Source organism: Mycetohabitans endofungorum, from assembly GCF_037477895.1.
Classification (GTDB): Bacteria; Pseudomonadota; Gammaproteobacteria; order Burkholderiales; family Burkholderiaceae; genus Mycetohabitans.
This window is the reverse complement of the sequence record NZ_CP132744.1, coordinates 1,372,786-1,388,269: the sequence shown is the minus strand read 5'-3', so window position 1 is coordinate 1,388,269 and position 15,484 is coordinate 1,372,786. Positions and strand designations below refer to the sequence as shown.

The following is a 15,484-nucleotide window of genomic DNA, read 5'->3' as shown; positions in this document are numbered from 1 at the left end:
TGTTACTCCAGTTCCACCGCTAAGGCATCGATTTTGTCGTATTCGGCGTGAGTACCGACAAATTTGATGTAAACCACGCCTAGGCGGTAGGCGACGGCCACAATCAGACGATAAGCGTTTCCTTTGATGTTGAACACAACCCGGTTACGTCCAACGAAGCTGACTGACGCGTAACGTTCCTTGGTATCTTGCGTCGATGTCCATATGGTGCTACGGGCCTCTTCATGCCATGCCAACAATGCTTTCATGCATGCGCCATGGCAAGTTCCACCATCGAACACTGTCTAGGATGCGTGCACGGGCCGCCTCAGAGAAACGATTGGCCTCCATAAACTCGATGACCTGAGCCTTGGCGGATAATAATTTTCGATCGTTAATGGTCACGAACACAGAATATGTCTGAAGCCCGGTGAGCAAACGCAATAACGCCGCTTCGCCCCTGCCATTGATTAGATCCAACCCTTGCGGCCATACTCGCTGCGACAGCGCCTCATCCAGATAACGAATACTAGACAGCAATCCGAGCGCCGCCCCCTCACGCTGCGCCGCTGGCACACGCGCCAAATGGCGCTCGAACAAGGCCAACTCTTGTGCATGTTGGTCAGGTGGCAACGCCTCGATTCCCGCCACAGGCAAATGGCGCAATGCGATTCCCCACTGCTCGTCTGGCAGCGATAAAGCTAAGTCGCGCATTTGCGCGTAACGCACGGGCTGCTCCGTTTTTGGCAAGACCCATATGCTCTCCGCCAACGCACCAACTGCCACACCCTGATAAGCGGGTGGAAGGCGTAGAGCCTGTTCGCACAAAATCGCGTATTGCGCGGTTAGGCTCGGGTGTGTCATATCCGAATGCAAATGCCCCAGTAGCCCGGACAAGGCCGAAATCAGCTCCGCTTGCTGGGACACGTTCAACGACGGCAGCCGCGCCAAGATCGCCTGATAACGCTCGATGAACTCCGGTGAGCCGATGTTGAAATCGATCAATCCAATCGCCAGTGCCGGCCAGACATTGTCCTGCTCAGGCTCGCGCTGTGCCACTAAGGCGTGAGCGAAGTCAAATACTTCAAGACGCTGATACCATGGCAAATAACGAAATCTCAGCATCAGCGCCTTTTGTATTGGTAACCCATGCTTCGGAATGCGCTGCGCGGCTGCGAACAATCGCTTGAACGCTTCGCCTTGCTCGGCCTCCGGCAATGCTTGCAGACGCTGGCGCAACGCGTCAATCGGCTCGACGTGCTGCGCCGGATCGGCGAGCGTGCCATCCATCTCATTGAGCAGTTGATTGATTGACGCGAGACTTACGGCTTGGTTGGCTCGTTGCCAGTAGCGGTAGACTAACTGCCTGGTTTGCATCGCATGATACGTGCGACGATTGACTACTGAAAAATTTTTCACGTCTTGAACGGGCACGTAGTCACCGATCCGCTCAATCAGTTCGGGCGGCAGGTCATGATATGTCGTGGGCCGGCTGGCCGACGTGTTAGCTAAAGCGCTGCTTAGTGGCTGCCGTGGCGGTGGCACCGACGCGGCGGGTTGCGGGCACGACTCCAACGCGCGGATGTAGGCACTATAGTCGTTTAAAGCAGCATTCAGATCAAAGTCCATTCACAAACTCAGCAAGAGGTCCGACACACGCAGTGCGAAGCGCTGCTGCGCAGCAGGCTAGCGGAAAGCAGACGGATTAGCACAGCAATGAACAGCGAAAGCTAGACTTCTGGCGGATAAAGTAAGGTCAACAAATGGGACTGCTATATCGCACATTGACAATGTAGGCGAGCTAACCGAACGACATACGGCTCCAATAAGTGATGGCGCGGGCTTAGCTACATCCTGCCGTCGCTGGTCGCACCGTACACACGTAGCGCTGTAGCGCACGAAGCTTGTCTATCTCTCGCTGGTCGTCGGGCGCGACGGCGAAAACGCGCTGCACCGGGAGTGGATCACGGCCCGCAAACCCTTGTCCTACTTAGGGTGGCTTTAGCGTTGCGGAACAAAATTCGGGGCATCAACCGGGCTTTCCAATCAGTGCTTCAGCAGGAATGTGCAGCCCATGATGCAAGCGCCTAATCATGTTCAGGCTAAGGCTGCGAGTACGGTTGCGGCTTGGTTCCACCGGGCACAGCCCTCCGCCTGAGGCTGAGGCAAACTACTAGCACAAACTCGCCAGCCAGACCGCTGAAACGGTCTCAACTTAAACCAACTGGCCCCCGTGAAGCCGAGGCGGTTCAATGATTTCGGCTACGCTACGTAATCGTTGCGTATCCGCAATAAATGCTCGAGTACCGTTACACGTGTCTGCTCAGTGAAATGGTTACGGTCCATAAAAGCCGTAATTTCGTTGACTGCATCTTGCCCTTTTGAAGTTCTCAGCACATAGCTTACCTCGCTAAGTACCTTCAACAGTTCTGCTGTGCTGTTGCCGTCAAGCAGGCTCAACGCGCGCTGCCACACTTGCTTTGAGAGCGCATCGTCCAGCTTATAGGTACACCCGAGCAGGCTGATTGCGACCTGCACGCGCTGCGCCGGCAGCACACGCAGCAACGCCGGCTCCAGTAACTGAAGTTCGTGCGCGTGTTGCTCGCGCGGCAACTCAGCCAACCCGACTGGAAGATAGCGCAGTGCAGCTCCCAGCTGCTCGTCCGAAAGCGATAGTGCCAGCTGTCTCATTTCTGTGTACAGTACTGCACGCGCTGCTTCGGGCAATTCTTGTATAGCGGCGGCCAGCGCGCCGATCGATGCGCCTTGCTGTGACGGAGGCAGAGATAAAATTTGTTGCTGTAGTATTGCATAGGTTGAGAGAGCCTTGCTCCCGTCAGGGTCAATCCGATGGTCGGATCGCAGTCGTCTAGCCAATACAGGAATTAGCTCAGCTTTTTGAGACATATTCAGGTATGGTAGCCGGCAGAGCAACATTTCATATTTTTCAAAGTACCGAGACGGCGTCCATATAAAAACAAGCGCGTTGGCCAACTCAGGCCAAAAATTTTCTTGATCGGGTTGACGCCGTGCAGCTATTTCATAAGCAAAATTAAATACTTTGGACCGCTCGCTAGCCATGATGTAAATCAATGAAGCAAGCATCTTTTTTTGTAAAATAAGGCCCTGTTTTGGAAGGCGGTCGGCCGCCGCAAACAGTTGCTTAAACGCCTCGGTTTTTTGCACTCTGGATAGCCCCAATGATTGCGATCGTTGCCAAAGTGCTGCGATAGGCTCGGCCCGTAGATATGGTTCAGCTTGAATACGCTCGATGTCATTGATTAACTGCTGTAGCGACGCGAGATCGTAGACGTGAGCCGCTTGCTGGTAGCAGCGCCAAGCCCACCGCCGCTCTTCCATTAAATAATAAGTGCGCTTATTTACCAGTGAAAAGGCGGGGATATCGTCGAGCGATAAGTGGTCAGCAATCTGTAAAACGACTTCGGTCGGCAGCGCGGGGTAAGCTTCAAGCCTTTTTGCCGGTGTGTCGGGTGTGATGCTTACCGATCGTTTAATGCCTATAGATGGCGCAGCTGGAGCCTGCTGGTTGGCGTGCTTGTCCATTGCATAAATGGCCACTTGAGTGTTGTTTAAAGTGGAGTTTAAATCAAAGTCCATCGGCAAGCTCGGTAAGGAGTGAAACGCGCGCAACGCGAAGCGATGCTGTATAGCAGGTTAGCCAGAAACAGGGAAATTAGCATAGCGATAAGCAGCGATCGCTATTTTTGACGCATAACGCAATGCCGACGAGCAAGGGCCGCTACATCGTATGCTGGCAATGCTAAGATAATCTACCTTACTCGGCAAACTACAAGACGTTTGGCTCGAATATCAGTGACGCAGATTTCACTTGCATCCAGCCGTCTCCGATCGCACCGCACACACGTAACGCTGGAGCGCGCGAAGCTTGTCTATTTCTCGCTGGTCGTCGGCCGCGACGGCGAAAACGCGCTCTGCAACCGCTGCGTCGAGGTCTGCGTAGGCGGTGGCTCCATCGCCCACGCTGGCGGTGCCGGCAGTTCCGGACAGATCGTCGCCACGGGTTGGATAGTTTGCGACGGCGACACGCAGCCGCTCAGCACCAACGGCAAGAGCAGCACGGTAACGATGGCTGTCGGTTTCATGGGCTTGGCGTTCCTTTGTCAGTTGGGCATCCAGGGCTTCGATCCTTTGTGCTGCGGCTTGGCGGTTCTCCGCTGCCTTGCGCTCAGCGGCCAATGTAGCATCGGAAATGGCTTTTAAGTCAAGGGCGTGTCGCTCGCGAACAGCTGCGGCTTCGGCATGCGCGTGCGCGAGGCGAACACGGTAGTAAATTGACACACCGACACCCGAGAGCATGGCAGCGATGACAGCCGCAACAAGCGAGCAGGAAGGTTTGATCAGCATGGCAATGAAAACGCAACTGTCATGTTCAGTTTCATTTAAATGGGTTCCGATTCCGAAACGTTTCGCTTTGAGCATCTCGATAGCTGACGGGTAAAATGTAACTTTCGCCGCCCACTTTAGGATATGCATCGTGAAACACAAACTCATCGAGGGCTTCAGTGCAGAACAGATCGAAGAGGCGCGACTCCGTTACGCACAGATGCCCAAAAAACCCATTGTGGATATGACCCAGGTCATGTCCACACCTGAAGGCCGCCAGAGGGTTCAGGAAGGCCTGGATTACGTGCTCAGGGAGCATGCCCTTGCCTTCAAAATCCTCAAGGACCACTGACCCATGCTCAGCGCCGAATATGTGATTGCCGCTCACGACAATGTCTTGCGCGCCGAGGGCGGCCTGTCCGGATTCTCTGGCGGCGGCCCCGGTGCTGTGGATGCCGCATTGGCTCGCATTGACAACCGCCTCCATTACGAAAACGAAGAGATGGACGATGCGTTCGCGATCGCTGCAATGTATGCGGTCGCCATTGCGCGAGCCCATGCCTTTAATGACGGCAACAAGCGCACCGCTCTAATCTGCACGCTAGAATTTCTCAGGGAGAATGGCTATGTTATTCCCGCCGCCTCCGAGCAGAGCGAAATCCATCTGGCTGAGCTCATGGTGGGCGCAGCCGAAGGCGCGATTGACCACTCGCTGCTGCGCGACTACCTCGTCGCGCTCTACCTGTTCCCGTAGATAGGGGATCAGGTCTTGTAGCCCGTTGCCGCTGGTGATTGCACGCATGACCGCACCCTGTACGCCGGCCAAATACTGATCGGCAATCGACTTGATGAGGCCCACGTTTTCGGCTACCGAACTGGCAAGGATTTCCTTTGCGGTCGATGGCAGGGCTGTGGTTTTGAGAGACAGTCCACCGGACAGGTCACGTAGGCTGCTGTGCAAACTGGCACTGCTTGCCTTATCTGCACCCGCGACCATGCGCTTCACGATTGCCTTTGCCTTGAGCGCGAAACGCTTGCGTACACGCCGGGTCAGCGCGTTTGTCACGATGCGTGTCTGGCTCGATAGGCTGGCGTCCTGCGCAAAGAAGGTTTGCGCTGACGGGCTATCGAACAGCGCGACAATTTCTTTGTGACTGGCAGCCGTCATCTCGGCGACAAGCCGCTCCAGGTCCTGCTGATAGCGTGCCTGTAAGCCAGCACTCACGCGCAGCGGCTTGCCGCGTAGCACGGCTGGTTTGAACTGATCCGCCCACGCTGCCTTTTTGCGGGCCAGTAGCTTACGTGCCATCGTCATCCTCAGGCAATTCATCACCCGCCTTATCAGGCGGGTCAGCCGGCATGGCTTCCTCTATGCCGGTGTAGCCACTGGTGGGGTCCTGGGTGATTCGGCGGCGTTCATCGATGCCGTCGATGGCCCCGCACTGCACCAGAATGGCACCGGTTTCCGCTTCCATCTTGTTGACTTCGGCGCGCTCCTTTGCCGTCATCGAATCCAGCGGGTTCCATGCCACCGTCGTCTCAAATGGCACGACGCCAAACCTCGGCGCAATCTCCGAGCGGATGACCAGCAAGTGATGACGATCCAGCAGAGGCGTCAGGTCATGCGCCTGAATGCTTTCCAGTTCTTCGTGGTAACTCGCTTCTTCGAACTCGCCCGTTGCGTTAAAACCCTTGGGCGATGTGCCAAGCAGCTTGGTGGCCGGCACGTTCGCCGCCGCCGCGACAAGCTGATACTGCGTCATGATGACCGCATCGAAGTCCGCTAGCGCGGTGTCGAACTGCTCGATTTGCTCTTCCGTGCCAACAACCTTGATGCCGTGGTTGTCGCGATAGTGAGCCCAGGTCGCCATCCGCTGCTCAAACTTTGCCTGATTGGCGACAGCACTTTCCACGTCCATGTGAATGACCGTACTGCGCTTGGACATCGCGAGCAACGGAGCCTCGTTGGCCGTGCGCTCGGAAGCATAGACGCGCTCGAAAATCTTCTGCGGCACCGGCACGCCACCGTAGTAGTAAGTCGGTTTCAATACATCCGGAACTTCGCCAGTGCGCAAGATAATCAGATGCGAATGATGGATCGGCTTGCCATTGATGCGCCAGTAAGTCGGCTCGTAAAAGTGCAGGCTTGTCGGGTCGGTTATAGCCGTCGAGTTCAATTCTGGCACCACCCAGTATGGGTCGATTTGCCGGATGCCCTTATAGCTGCCTGGTGTCACGCCGTCTGGATTAAGAGTCGCTAACACAAGTCGTCCACGAAGCGCGAACAGATAACGGCAGCAGCCAAGCGGAGCAAGGCGATATGAATGTCCAAACGCCGCTCAAAGCGGATGCGCAGCTTACCAAAACCGGCAAACCAGGCGTGCGTGCGCTCGACTACCCAGCGATGCCGTCCGAGCCGCTCACGCTTTTCTACGCCGCGACGGGCGATGCGTGCAGTGATTGCGCGTTGCTTCAGATAGCGTCGGCAGCGGGCAAAGTCGTAGCCCTTGTCCGCATGCAGTTTGCTCGGACGCTTGCGCGGCGAACCGCTCAAGCCCGGCACGGCTGGGAGAGTATCGAGGGTGCGCTCGAACGCCATCGAATCATGTCGGTTGGCACCTGTGACTGTGATCGCCAAGGGAACGCCTCGGGCATCTACGACCAGATGCCGTTTGCTCCCGAGTTTGCCCCGGTTCGTCGGGTTGGGGCCGGTTTCCTGGCCCCCCGGGGGCTGGCAACGCTGGCCGCATCTAGGCTCGCTCGCTCCCAATCAATTTGGTCATGTTCACGCAACCGGCAAAGCATGGCCAGATGCAACCTGCTCCACACGCCGGCGGCCTGCCAGTCGCGCAATCGTCGCCAACATGTCATGCCGCTGCCGAAGCCGAGCTCCTGGGGCAAGTCTTCCCATGCAATGCCTGTATGCAGGACATACACGATGCCGTTCAATGCCGCCCGGTCGCCAACAGTGCGCCGACGCCCGCCTTTGGGTGAGGGCGCGAACGCTGGAATCAACGGCTCCAGCACCGCCCACAATTCATTGCTGATTTTGCGCCTTGCCATGACCCCAGGATACGCGCCTTACGGCCTGACGTCCAGGTTGCGTTAGCGACTCTAAATGGCTTGGCATAATATTCAGGGTCGGTTGACTGGACCACGAACATGGCGATGCGAATGCCGAATACACGCCCCATGCGCACGAACTCGCGCATGTGGTGGTTGATTCGGAAACGCTTATCCTCCCTGCGGATTGCGTCGATGACCCCCGCATCCACTCCTGTACCGTCGTTGACCGTAACCGTATAGCCATTGCGGATCGCATCCTTACCCGGCATCGTGCATGCCTTGTCAACCAGCCAATGCTGTGCAATCAGCGCGCAGAGTTGGTAGCCGATAAAGCTCTGTGACGCATACCAACCGACCTGCGCGGCTGGCATGTTTTCCTGTCGGAGCGTTGCAACGCGCTTGACGCTGTTTTCAAGTTCGTTCGCGTCCATGCCGACGTCGGCGGCGCAAAAATCATCGGCCACCGAGCGTTGAAACGTTGATGCCTGCAAATGTGCCCACGCCTCAGTCTGGCCGACACGCAGATCGTGCTTGGTCGTGAAAAAGCCCCCGGACTTTGGGGTCTCGGGGGCTTGGGGCGGCTCATCCTTGCGTCGTAACCAGTTGAACATGTCGGTTTTAATCCAGATCAAAGAAGCCGCGCTTGTGCACCATGATTTCGGCAAACGCGCGTGAGCACGCATCGACCTGGTCATCATGCGTTCCATTGGGGAACAGTCGCATTTCGTTAAGCAAGGCGTCGTTCCACGGACCGCGCAGCATGAGCACATTACCGACGTTGATCTGCGCGGCCAGCGGTTCGGCCCGTGTCGCCTTGTCGCCGGATTCTGGCGAGGTGGTGACCGCGTAGCCCGCCAGCTTGCGGGTCAGATATAGCGCCTGAGTCTTGCCGGCCTGACCTGGGTCTTGGGGCAGACTAATGCGCACCGATTTGCCATCGCGAGCGGCTGTGTTCGTCAGTGCCGCGTCCCGCTCGTCGGGACCGCAGCGCAACCTCACCACGTCAGCAATGACAAAGCGGCCATCCTCCAGCTTGCCCAGCTTCGCGCCTGCCGTATAGTCGCCGTCGATGGTCGCGGCCAAATCCCAACCGCGCACCCATTTGATCGTGCCCACAGGTAGCGCGTCGATTGTCGTGATTGCGTCCGGCTTGATGAGGCCACCATCCGGTGGAGATGGGCGTTGCAGGTATTGCCCTGCAAACACATAGGGAGCCGCCTGCTCCATCCGCCTCAGATCATCAATGGTGTGTTTCTCTGGCCATAGCGCCGTGCCATCGGCTTGAATTGCAGGCAAACAAACGTGCTCCCACGATTCTCCGTTGCCACCATCGAGCAACCAACCTGCCAAATCGTGCTCATGCAGGCGCTGCATGATCAGGATGATCGGCGTGTCCTTGCTGTTCTTGCGGCTCTCCAGCGTGTTCTGAAACCAATCGATGACGCCCTGTCGGATGACATCGCTCTTGGCTTCGTCGGGCTTGTGCGGATCGTCAATGATGATTGCGCCGCCAAAGCCCTCGCGGTGCTTACCCGCACCAAAGCCAGTAATCGTACCCCCGGCACCAGCGGCGTACATCACGCCGCCCTCGGTGGTGCTCCAGTGGCTTTTCGAATCCGAGGCTAAGCGGCAGGCTGGGAAAACCTGCTGGTAAGCCTCGTGCTGCACGAGCGAGCGCACGTTGGCGCTGTTATTTGCGGCCAGCGGTGCAGCGTAGCTCGCGTGGATGAACTCGGCATCGGGTACCTGTCCGAGTGTCCAAGCGATAAAGTTGACTACCGCGAGTTCAGTTTTTGAATATCGGGGCGGTACGTTGATGATTAGCCGGTTGGCCTTACCGAAGAAGACACGCATTAGCGCATCGCAGATTGCTTTGTGGTGCGGGCCGCGCAGCCATTTGTACCGGCGGCGCTGATAGAACATCCAGCGCGAGAAGAAGTACAAATCCGCTTGTGCCATCTTTGCAGCCGCGAAGTGTTCGTCCGGGCTGAATGGATGCATAGTCAAATCTCATCGGCGATGGTCTTGGCGATCTCCCAGAATTTATCTGGAGGCATGTTTATGCTTTGAATCGGCCCGCCGCCCGTGCCCCCTAGTTCCACGCCCTGTACCGGCTTGCCATAACCCCGCTCGATGATCGCCAGCGCAGCCGACAACCGGTTGCGCTCGTTCTTGCCACCCAACATGATCGATTCGATCGCCTCAAGCGCGTCGGGCGTTTTGGCTTTGCACGCGGCGATCAGGTCCAATTCTTCCTGCGTGCGTTTAGGACGGCCTTTGGGGTTGCCTGTTTGTCCCTTCTCGAACGGCTTGCCCCGCTGTTTTTTTGCTGTTCTTGCGCTGTTAAAAGTCATATTGGCTTCAAGTAAGCCTGTCGCTGGGTTCACAATCCGGGTGGTTTATGGATGACCGGCCGGAGTTGTGCGCCAGCGCACAATGTGTATAATTACACACATGAATAGCACCCACCTTATTCGGCTTCTGAAAGCCGATGGCTGGTTCCTTGCGAGCACGGTCGGATCGCATCACCAGTTCAAGCATGCAAGCAAAGCCGGTAAGGTTACAGTGCCACACCCGAAGAAGGACCTTCCGATGGGCACGGTGCGCAGTATCCTGAAACAGGCTGGCTTGAAGTGACCGGCGGTTTTTGAGAGGAAAACAATGCTCTATCCACTCTATGTCCATGTGGGCGACGCCAAGCATGCCCACGGTGTCACATTCCCGGATTTTCCAGGCTGCTTCGCTGCGGCCGACAACTGGGCCGACCTGCCGGCTGCCGTTCAAGAGGCAGTCGAAGCGCATTTTGACAGCGAGGAAGGGCCAATTCCGGAACCGTCACCACTCGAAGAACTGACACACCATCCTGAATACGAGGGCGGCGTTTGGATGTTATTCGACATCGATCTTTCCAAAATCAACGCAAAGGCGGTGCGGCTTAACATCAGCTTGCCCGAACGCTTGGTGCAGAAAATTGATTCCGCTGCACAAGAACGGAAGCTGTCGCGCTCCGCTTTCCTTGCGCTTGCGGCAGAGCATGAGATGCAGGATGGCGAGCGTCGATCCATGCGCCGATAGTACGCTTCGGGCGGCCTTTGGGAATGCCTGTTTGTCCCTTCTCGAACGGCTTGCCCCGCTGTTTTTTTGTTGTTCTTGCGCTGTTAAGGGCCATAACTGCTTAAAACTTGGAGTTTTATCGACTCAACCATGAAACTACAATGGGTACGTCAAGGAACTTGGCGGAAAAATATAACAAGCCAAGCAGCCAGATCGCCCAAAATCTTTGCGCTGGCATTTCTTTCAACATCATCCGCAACTACCACCAGCGAATCGCCCAAATCAGCGCCGCGCTACCGAACCCGGCTGCCAAAATTAACGCTGCATTAGCCAGTCGGCGTCCCACGATTCCAGCATCGGTCGAATTCATCTTTCCGTCCACCTTCACCTGATATTTCGGCGTATACTTGAACAACGTTCTTCCTCTTGGTGCTGCAAGGGGTGGAAACAAGAAAGCCCCGACCGCTACCAACGGTTCGGGGCTTTCGCTTTTACGGCGACTTTTCGGTGATTACTAAATGTTCATACCCTTCACGCCGGGTCAGCGGTGCGTCCTTGCCAGTAGGAGATAAGCTTGACGCACTGCCGGGGTTGTTGAGGACACTCGCCGGCTTGTCCTGGCCGGTGACCTGGCGGTCTGGATGGCCGATGAGTCGGTCAATGAAAAAAGCCCTGGCCGATTGACCCGGCTCAGGGCTTAAAAATCACGCCTTTCAACGCGTTGTTTCGTCTGGACGTTAAAATCCAGCCTTTCAAAAATGATACAAAAAACTGGGGAAAATGTAAACTTTTATTAAGTAAACTAAAAAGTTACTTAAGTGTTACGCTTCGGGCGGCCTTTGGGGTTGCCTGTTTGCCCTTTGACAAACGGCTTGCCACGCTGGTTTGTTGCTATGCTTGCGCTGTAAGGGCCAGTTACTCAGGGTAAAGCCTTCGGCTGCGCGCGCCGCCCGAGACTTGTCTTGTAGTCCATTTGTGACTACAATCGGATTGGTACACTGTTTAAGGAGCGTGACCATGAGTACCGCTGATACCTACGTCCGTGCTCGCATCGACACCCACACCAAGGAACGCGCCGCGAGCGCGCTTGAAGCGATGGGGCTATCGATTTCCGATGCCATCCGTCTGCTGATGCTGCGCATCGCTGATGAACACCGCCTGCCGTTTGAGGTGAAGGTACCCAACGCCACCACACGCAAAGCGATTGCTGAACTGGAAGCGGGCAAGGGCAAGAAGTTCACCAGTGTTGATAGTCTGATGGCGGATCTGCATGCGGACGATTGACCGATCGTCTGCGTTCAAACGCGATTACAAGCGGGAAGCCAAGGGGCAACACCGTGCCACACTGGATGATGCGCTCAAGCTGGTGCTACTCGCTCTCGCGACTGACCGGCCGTTAGCTGCACGCTACCGTGACCACGACCTTTCCGGCGATTGGGCAGGCTATCGCGAGTGCCACATCAAGCCCGACCTGCTGTTAATTTACCGAAAGTCGGATTCCGACACGCTCAGATTGGCGCGGCTTGGTTCACACAGCGAACTTTTTGGTTAAACAGGAGTAAAGCCTCGACGCACTGCCGGGATTGTTACGAACACTCGCCGGCTTGTCCTGGCCTGCGAGCGGTCTGGATGGCCGAGGAGTCAATCACGAAAGAAGCCCGCCGGTTTTCGCTCAGCCGCTCTGCCCGCTATTCGAATACCTGCGCATAAACAGGATTGCAGAAACCATGAGGGAACGGAATCGGCATGTTCCGCCTCTCTTTCACCACCAGCGAATCGCGTGTACGATGTAGCTAATACCGAAACCAAACCCAAAGCAAAAGGCCCCGGCTGCTAGGATCAATGCGGCATTAGCCAGTCGGCGTCCCACGATTCCAGCATCGGTCGAATTCATCTTTCCGTCCACCTTCACCTGATATTTCGGCGTATACTTGAACAACGTTCTTCCTCTTGGTGCTGCAAGGGGTGGAAACAAGAAAGCCCCGACCGCTACCAACGGTTCGGGGCTTTCGCTTTTACGGCGACTTTTCGGTGATTACTAAATGTTCATACCCTTCACGCCGGGTCAGCGGTGCGTCCTTGCCAGTAGGAGATAAGCTTGACGCACTGCCGGGGTTGTTGAGGACACTCGCCGGCTTGTCCTGGCCGGTGACCTGGCGGTCTGGATGGCCGATGAGTCGGTCAATGAAAAAAGCCCTGGCCGATTGACCCGGCTCAGGGCTTAAAAATCACGCCTTTCAACGCGTTGTTTCGTCTGGACGTTAAAATCCAGCCTTTCAAAAATGATACAAAAAACTGGGGAAAATGTAAACTTTTATTAAGTAAACTAAAAAGTTTACATTTTTTCATTCGGTTACATTCCGTTCTTTACCGGAACCAACTATCCGCATACGCTTGATGCGGGAAGCAAGGCAAAGGCATAGCTCACCACGATCGTCATGCGGCATCTGCAAATGCACCGTTTTCTGGACAAAGGGGCTTGCGCTTCGCCCAGCCTTGTACGATACTTGTATCACACTATCCAAGGAGCATAGCGCTATGGCCCTTTCAATTCGACTGCCTAGCGATGTGGAAGCCCGGTTGAAGAACCTGGCCGAACTGACTGGGCGCACCAAAAGCTTTTACATCACTGAGGCGATTTGCGAACACCTCGACGATCTTGAGGATTTGTACTTGGCCGAGCGTGAACTTGAAGCGATCCGCGCGGGAAAATCCGAAACCGCACCGCTCGAAGAAGTGATGAAACACTATGGCATGGAAGGTTGAACTATCGAGCCTGGCACGCAAGAACCTCAAGGAACTTGATCCGCAATGTGCCCGCCGTATCCTGGCCTTCCTACATGAGCGTGTCTCCGTACTGGACGACCCTCGCAGCATTGGCGAAGCCCTCAAAGGTTCGCGCTTGAGGGCTTTCTGGAAATACCGTGTCGGGGATTGCAGAATTATTGCCAGTATCGAGGACGGCGCTTTGCGCATTCTCGTTGTGCGAATCGGAAACCGTCGCGAGGTGTACCGATGAGCAGCAAAACGGATCAAAGAATTAGACCTGCTCCCGATCCTGCATCAAGCGGCGTGAGACCGCATACACGTTCTCCCGCACCCGGCGCACGGCTTTGAAAAAACCCATGCGCGAATAACCCAGTTCATAGGCTGCTCGCTTAACCGGGCGGACCCGACCCAGATAGAACGCCATGAATGTTTGTTTGGATCGTCCTTCCGGGTATGCTATCAACGCCACGTTGAATAAATTTAGCGCCGCATCCAGTTCCGCATCACGCTCATCGCCCAGCCCTGCCGGTTCTCTAAGCCGTAGCAAAATATTTTTTGGCCGCAATGGTGCATAAAGCCGCCGTGTCCTGCTCCACTCAACCCAACGCAAGCAAAACTCATGTAGCGCCTGGTTATCTCCGTTCATGCTTTCCCACTTCCGTTACCCTTACTGCCTGCAATATGGGATGCACGGGCCGGTACAGTTCCCTGTTGCCGCTCATGCTTTCGCTCCACAGACGCGGGCGATAATCTTCTTTATTTCGCCGAGGTTATCCAGCGCAGCAGCCCGGTTCGCTGGCGATTGTGCCTCAAGCAACGGGGCTGCATTTCCGGTCAGCAGGAACTGGCTCATCGGTCCGTCTACGGGCCCGGGCAGTAGCGCCTTGGCGTGCTCGGGCGTTAAACGGCCCGTCTCAACTGCACGTGTGATAACCGCCTGTTGTTCTTCCTTGTCGTACCCCAGCGAGGCGAACCACCTGACAGGCTTGGCTGCGTGGCGCGCGTCCGTTACCAGCCTCGTGTACGCCTCCAGGAACGCCATACGAGCCGCCACCCATTCCCCTTCGCTCAGAAGGCTGCGCACCAGGCCCCAAGCCTGCGCCATCTCATCGGTGATCACCACCGTCGCGTTGAGGTCACGCGGCAACATCGCCCACGCCTCCTGTGGCCCCGGACGGCCATCATCAATCCGTGAAAGGATCTCCGCGAGTGTGAGCCGACCTCTTAACTCACGCCGGCATTTCGATAGCGCGACAATCACTGCTTGCTCATCAAACGCGGCCAGATCGGCCACCAGCATCTTGGCCGCCGCCTCGCTTAGACTCGTGCCGCACAACTCGGCCGTGGCCGCCACCGCCTGAATCAAGTCAGCTGCCGCCATTAACCACCTCCGCATCCCGTAGGATTCGCGCCCACATATCGCCCGTCGCCTGCAACCGATCCGCCTCGCGTGCCTGTGTCTCGGTCACCCTGCGATTTGTCACCCACTCCGTTCTCAAAGCTTCGGCATCGGCCAGCAGGCAGTCCACCGGGTGCATCTTTTGCACGTAGTAACGCTTGTTGCTGTCCACGTACCAAGCGGCAACGCCTGGCGCTTCGTCCTTGCCAAGGCGCTGCAACAGCTGCGATAGCTGGCCGTTGACCTTTGCGTTGCGCACTGGCAACGCGCCGTACCTGCGCTGGTAGGCAGTCGCGTACGCGCGCCAGATCTCGGTTGTCGGCACAAGCGGCTTTTCCGCTTTAAGCTTTTTTGAGGGCGCCTCCGACGCAGTCGGGGGCAAAAGGATTTTGCTAGGGATCAGACAATCAGTCAATCCGTCAATCAGAGAATCAGAGATACAAGGGCCAAGTGCTTGCTGCTTGGGTTTGCAGCCCTTCTCCTCAAGGTCACAAGGACTTTCTACCTTGGTAGCAAGTTCTTGGCTCCAAGGTGGTATCTCACTCGGCGTTTCGTTCGAGTGTGGCTTCTGGTGCTTCAAAAACGACAGAATTTGAATGTATCCGACGCCAGAGACGGTGTATCGCACAATGAAACCCTTGGACTGCAAACTATTAAGCAGTGCATCCGCGTCCACATTGTCATACGGTAACGCTTTTACTTTTATTTTCTTGGGGCGGTCTTCAAGACGGCCTTCGCGGTCCGCCAGCATCCACAGATAAATGAAAAGGAGTCGGGCAAACGGGTCCAACTCGGCTAAATCCTCGTTTTCCATAATGCCGGGCTTGATGTTTCGTGCACGGGCCATGCTTA

General features: G+C 56.2%; 22 protein-coding genes and 1 pseudogene. 9 read left to right on the top strand and 14 right to left on the bottom strand.

What is annotated here, in order from left to right; translation table 11 throughout:
* Window positions 1–2: 2 nt before the first annotated feature.
* From RA167_RS05905 to RA167_RS05885, 5 genes and pseudogenes are all read right to left on the bottom strand, one after another.
* Complete coding sequence (locus RA167_RS05905; RefSeq protein ID WP_076784846.1) at window positions 3–248, bottom strand: type II toxin-antitoxin system HigB family toxin; 246 nt, start codon at window positions 246–248, stop codon at window positions 3–5.
* Window positions 223–1,608 carry a hypothetical protein gene (locus RA167_RS05900; protein ID WP_076784845.1) on the bottom strand — a complete coding sequence of 462 codons (1,386 nt, stop codon included), beginning with the start codon at window positions 1,606–1,608 and terminating at the stop codon, window positions 223–225. The genes RA167_RS05905 and RA167_RS05900 overlap by 26 nt, the downstream gene beginning before the upstream one ends.
* Window positions 1,609–1,822: 214 nt before the next feature.
* A pseudogene (locus tag RA167_RS05895) lies at window positions 1,823–1,930 on the bottom strand (lysozyme); the annotation flags it as partial.
* Window positions 1,931–2,241: 311 nt separating this feature from the next.
* Window positions 2,242–3,597 carry an F-box protein gene (locus tag RA167_RS05890; protein WP_076784844.1) on the bottom strand — a complete coding sequence of 452 codons (1,356 nt, stop codon included), beginning with the start codon at window positions 3,595–3,597 and terminating at the stop codon, window positions 2,242–2,244.
* Between the two features lie 228 nt (window positions 3,598–3,825).
* Window positions 3,826–4,440, bottom strand: coding sequence for a lysis system i-spanin subunit Rz (locus RA167_RS05885; RefSeq protein ID WP_370642914.1), 615 nt, complete (start codon window positions 4,438–4,440; stop codon window positions 3,826–3,828).
* Between the two features lie 55 nt (window positions 4,441–4,495).
* Between RA167_RS05885 and RA167_RS05880 the strand changes: the two genes are divergently transcribed.
* The gene (locus tag RA167_RS05880; protein WP_076784843.1) at window positions 4,496–4,696 is read left to right on the top strand and encodes a hypothetical protein; all 201 of its coding nucleotides are present in this window, start codon (window positions 4,496–4,498) and stop codon (window positions 4,694–4,696) included.
* Window positions 4,697–4,699: 3 nt separating this feature from the next.
* Window positions 4,700–5,098 (top strand): type II toxin-antitoxin system death-on-curing family toxin, encoded by a 399-nt coding sequence (locus RA167_RS05875; RefSeq protein ID WP_076784842.1) that lies wholly within the window; start codon window positions 4,700–4,702, stop codon window positions 5,096–5,098.
* A gap of 544 nt (window positions 5,099–5,642) precedes the next feature.
* Here RA167_RS05875 and RA167_RS05870 read toward each other — a convergent pair.
* The 5 genes from RA167_RS05870 to RA167_RS05850 all read right to left on the bottom strand — a co-directional run bounded on the left by RA167_RS05870 (window position 5,643) and on the right by RA167_RS05850 (window position 9,764).
* Complete coding sequence (locus tag RA167_RS05870) at window positions 5,643–6,608, bottom strand: DUF1073 domain-containing protein (RefSeq protein ID WP_286132783.1); 966 nt, start codon at window positions 6,606–6,608, stop codon at window positions 5,643–5,645.
* Window positions 6,602–7,407, bottom strand: a protein-coding gene (locus tag RA167_RS05865; RefSeq protein ID WP_139337118.1) for an IS5 family transposase whose coding sequence is annotated in 2 segments (ribosomal slippage) — window positions 6,602–7,077 and window positions 7,077–7,407 — 807 coding nt in all. Because the reading frame shifts where the segments join, the coding sequence is not laid out codon by codon here. The genes RA167_RS05870 and RA167_RS05865 overlap by 7 nt, the downstream gene beginning before the upstream one ends.
* Window positions 7,356–8,021 (bottom strand): anti-CBASS protein Acb1 family protein, encoded by a 666-nt coding sequence (locus RA167_RS05860; RefSeq protein WP_076787101.1) that lies wholly within the window; start codon window positions 8,019–8,021, stop codon window positions 7,356–7,358. Before RA167_RS05860 ends, RA167_RS05865 begins: the two co-directional genes overlap by 52 nt.
* A 7-nt stretch (window positions 8,022–8,028) precedes the next feature.
* Complete coding sequence (gene terL / locus RA167_RS05855) at window positions 8,029–9,411, bottom strand: phage terminase large subunit (RefSeq protein ID WP_076787100.1); 1,383 nt, start codon at window positions 9,409–9,411, stop codon at window positions 8,029–8,031.
* 2 nt (window positions 9,412–9,413) lie between these two features.
* Window positions 9,414–9,764: a DUF5681 domain-containing protein gene (locus RA167_RS05850; protein WP_076787098.1), complete on the bottom strand. Its 351-nt coding sequence runs from the start codon at window positions 9,762–9,764 to the stop codon at window positions 9,414–9,416.
* Window positions 9,765–9,864: 100 nt separating this feature from the next.
* On the opposite strand from RA167_RS05850, the gene RA167_RS05845 reads away from it, so the two are divergent.
* The 5 genes from RA167_RS05845 (at window position 9,865) to RA167_RS05825 (ending at window position 12,016) form a co-directional block, all read left to right on the top strand.
* Window positions 9,865–10,047 carry a type II toxin-antitoxin system HicA family toxin gene (locus RA167_RS05845; protein WP_076787096.1) on the top strand — a complete coding sequence of 61 codons (183 nt, stop codon included), beginning with the start codon at window positions 9,865–9,867 and terminating at the stop codon, window positions 10,045–10,047.
* A 24-nt stretch (window positions 10,048–10,071) separates the two neighbouring features.
* Window positions 10,072–10,485, top strand: coding sequence for a type II toxin-antitoxin system HicB family antitoxin (locus RA167_RS05840; protein ID WP_076787094.1), 414 nt, complete (start codon window positions 10,072–10,074; stop codon window positions 10,483–10,485).
* Window positions 10,486–10,625: 140 nt separating this feature from the next.
* Entirely contained in the window at window positions 10,626–10,856 is a 231-nt protein-coding gene (locus RA167_RS05835; RefSeq protein WP_217697096.1) for a hypothetical protein, read from the top strand.
* A gap of 625 nt (window positions 10,857–11,481) precedes the next feature.
* Window positions 11,482–11,748 (top strand): type II toxin-antitoxin system RelB/DinJ family antitoxin, encoded by a 267-nt coding sequence (locus tag RA167_RS05830; RefSeq protein WP_076787093.1) that lies wholly within the window; start codon window positions 11,482–11,484, stop codon window positions 11,746–11,748.
* Window positions 11,735–12,016, top strand: coding sequence for a type II toxin-antitoxin system YafQ family toxin (locus tag RA167_RS05825; RefSeq protein WP_076787091.1), 282 nt, complete (start codon window positions 11,735–11,737; stop codon window positions 12,014–12,016). Before RA167_RS05830 ends, RA167_RS05825 begins: the two co-directional genes overlap by 14 nt.
* A gap of 210 nt (window positions 12,017–12,226) precedes the next feature.
* Here RA167_RS05825 and RA167_RS05820 read toward each other — a convergent pair whose 3' ends face one another.
* Window positions 12,227–12,403 carry a hypothetical protein gene (locus tag RA167_RS05820; RefSeq protein WP_175972451.1) on the bottom strand — a complete coding sequence of 59 codons (177 nt, stop codon included), beginning with the start codon at window positions 12,401–12,403 and terminating at the stop codon, window positions 12,227–12,229.
* A 599-nt stretch (window positions 12,404–13,002) separates the two neighbouring features.
* On the opposite strand from RA167_RS05820, the gene relB reads away from it, so the two are divergent.
* Together relB and RA167_RS05810 are read left to right on the top strand one after the other, a co-directional pair.
* Window positions 13,003–13,230 (top strand): type II toxin-antitoxin system RelB family antitoxin, encoded by a 228-nt coding sequence (gene relB / locus RA167_RS05815; RefSeq protein ID WP_076787089.1) that lies wholly within the window; start codon window positions 13,003–13,005, stop codon window positions 13,228–13,230.
* The gene (locus RA167_RS05810) at window positions 13,214–13,483 is read left to right on the top strand and encodes a type II toxin-antitoxin system RelE family toxin (protein ID WP_076787087.1); all 270 of its coding nucleotides are present in this window, start codon (window positions 13,214–13,216) and stop codon (window positions 13,481–13,483) included. Before relB ends, RA167_RS05810 begins: the two co-directional genes overlap by 17 nt.
* 21 nt (window positions 13,484–13,504) lie before the next feature.
* Here the strand turns inward: RA167_RS05810 and RA167_RS05805 are convergent, their stop codons facing one another.
* The 3 genes from RA167_RS05805 to RA167_RS05795 all read right to left on the bottom strand — a co-directional run bounded on the left by RA167_RS05805 (window position 13,505) and on the right by RA167_RS05795 (window position 15,479).
* The gene (locus RA167_RS05805) at window positions 13,505–13,879 is read right to left on the bottom strand and encodes a hypothetical protein (protein WP_076787085.1); all 375 of its coding nucleotides are present in this window, start codon (window positions 13,877–13,879) and stop codon (window positions 13,505–13,507) included.
* A gap of 72 nt (window positions 13,880–13,951) precedes the next feature.
* The gene (locus RA167_RS05800) at window positions 13,952–14,614 is read right to left on the bottom strand and encodes a hypothetical protein (RefSeq protein ID WP_076787083.1); all 663 of its coding nucleotides are present in this window, start codon (window positions 14,612–14,614) and stop codon (window positions 13,952–13,954) included.
* Window positions 14,601–15,479, bottom strand: coding sequence for a hypothetical protein (locus RA167_RS05795; protein WP_175972450.1), 879 nt, complete (start codon window positions 15,477–15,479; stop codon window positions 14,601–14,603). The genes RA167_RS05800 and RA167_RS05795 overlap by 14 nt, the downstream gene beginning before the upstream one ends.
* Window positions 15,480–15,484: the final 5 nt, after the last annotated feature.

Excerpts from the sequence above, each read along its gene's own strand:
- RA167_RS05805 (WP_076787085.1), bottom strand. The coding sequence starts at position 13,879 with ATGAACGGAGATAACCAGGCGCTACATGAGTTTTGCTTGCGTTGGGTT.
- RA167_RS05890 (WP_076784844.1), bottom strand. The coding sequence starts at position 3,597 with ATGGACTTTGATTTAAACTCCACTTTAAACAACACTCAAGTGGCCATT.
- RA167_RS05905 (WP_076784846.1), bottom strand. The coding sequence starts at position 248 with ATGAAAGCATTGTTGGCATGGCATGAAGAGGCCCGTAGCACCATATGG.
- RA167_RS05885 (WP_370642914.1), bottom strand. The coding sequence starts at position 4,440 with ATGCTCAAAGCGAAACGTTTCGGAATCGGAACCCATTTAAATGAAACT.
- RA167_RS05860 (WP_076787101.1), bottom strand. The coding sequence starts at position 8,021 with ATGTTCAACTGGTTACGACGCAAGGATGAGCCGCCCCAAGCCCCCGAG.
- RA167_RS05795 (WP_175972450.1), bottom strand. The coding sequence starts at position 15,479 with ATGGCCCGTGCACGAAACATCAAGCCCGGCATTATGGAAAACGAGGAT.
- RA167_RS05835 (WP_217697096.1), top strand. The coding sequence starts at position 10,626 with ATGGGTACGTCAAGGAACTTGGCGGAAAAATATAACAAGCCAAGCAGC.
- RA167_RS05875 (WP_076784842.1), top strand. The coding sequence starts at position 4,700 with ATGCTCAGCGCCGAATATGTGATTGCCGCTCACGACAATGTCTTGCGC.
- RA167_RS05900 (WP_076784845.1), bottom strand. The coding sequence starts at position 1,608 with ATGGACTTTGATCTGAATGCTGCTTTAAACGACTATAGTGCCTACATC.
- relB (WP_076787089.1), top strand. The coding sequence starts at position 13,003 with ATGGCCCTTTCAATTCGACTGCCTAGCGATGTGGAAGCCCGGTTGAAG.
- RA167_RS05810 (WP_076787087.1), top strand. The coding sequence starts at position 13,214 with ATGGCATGGAAGGTTGAACTATCGAGCCTGGCACGCAAGAACCTCAAG.
- RA167_RS05830 (WP_076787093.1), top strand. The coding sequence starts at position 11,482 with ATGAGTACCGCTGATACCTACGTCCGTGCTCGCATCGACACCCACACC.
- RA167_RS05825 (WP_076787091.1), top strand. The coding sequence starts at position 11,735 with ATGCGGACGATTGACCGATCGTCTGCGTTCAAACGCGATTACAAGCGG.
- RA167_RS05840 (WP_076787094.1), top strand. The coding sequence starts at position 10,072 with ATGCTCTATCCACTCTATGTCCATGTGGGCGACGCCAAGCATGCCCAC.
- RA167_RS05800 (WP_076787083.1), bottom strand. The coding sequence starts at position 14,614 with ATGGCGGCAGCTGACTTGATTCAGGCGGTGGCGGCCACGGCCGAGTTG.
- RA167_RS05845 (WP_076787096.1), top strand. The coding sequence starts at position 9,865 with ATGAATAGCACCCACCTTATTCGGCTTCTGAAAGCCGATGGCTGGTTC.
- RA167_RS05850 (WP_076787098.1), bottom strand. The coding sequence starts at position 9,764 with ATGACTTTTAACAGCGCAAGAACAGCAAAAAAACAGCGGGGCAAGCCG.
- terL (WP_076787100.1), bottom strand. The coding sequence starts at position 9,411 with ATGCATCCATTCAGCCCGGACGAACACTTCGCGGCTGCAAAGATGGCA.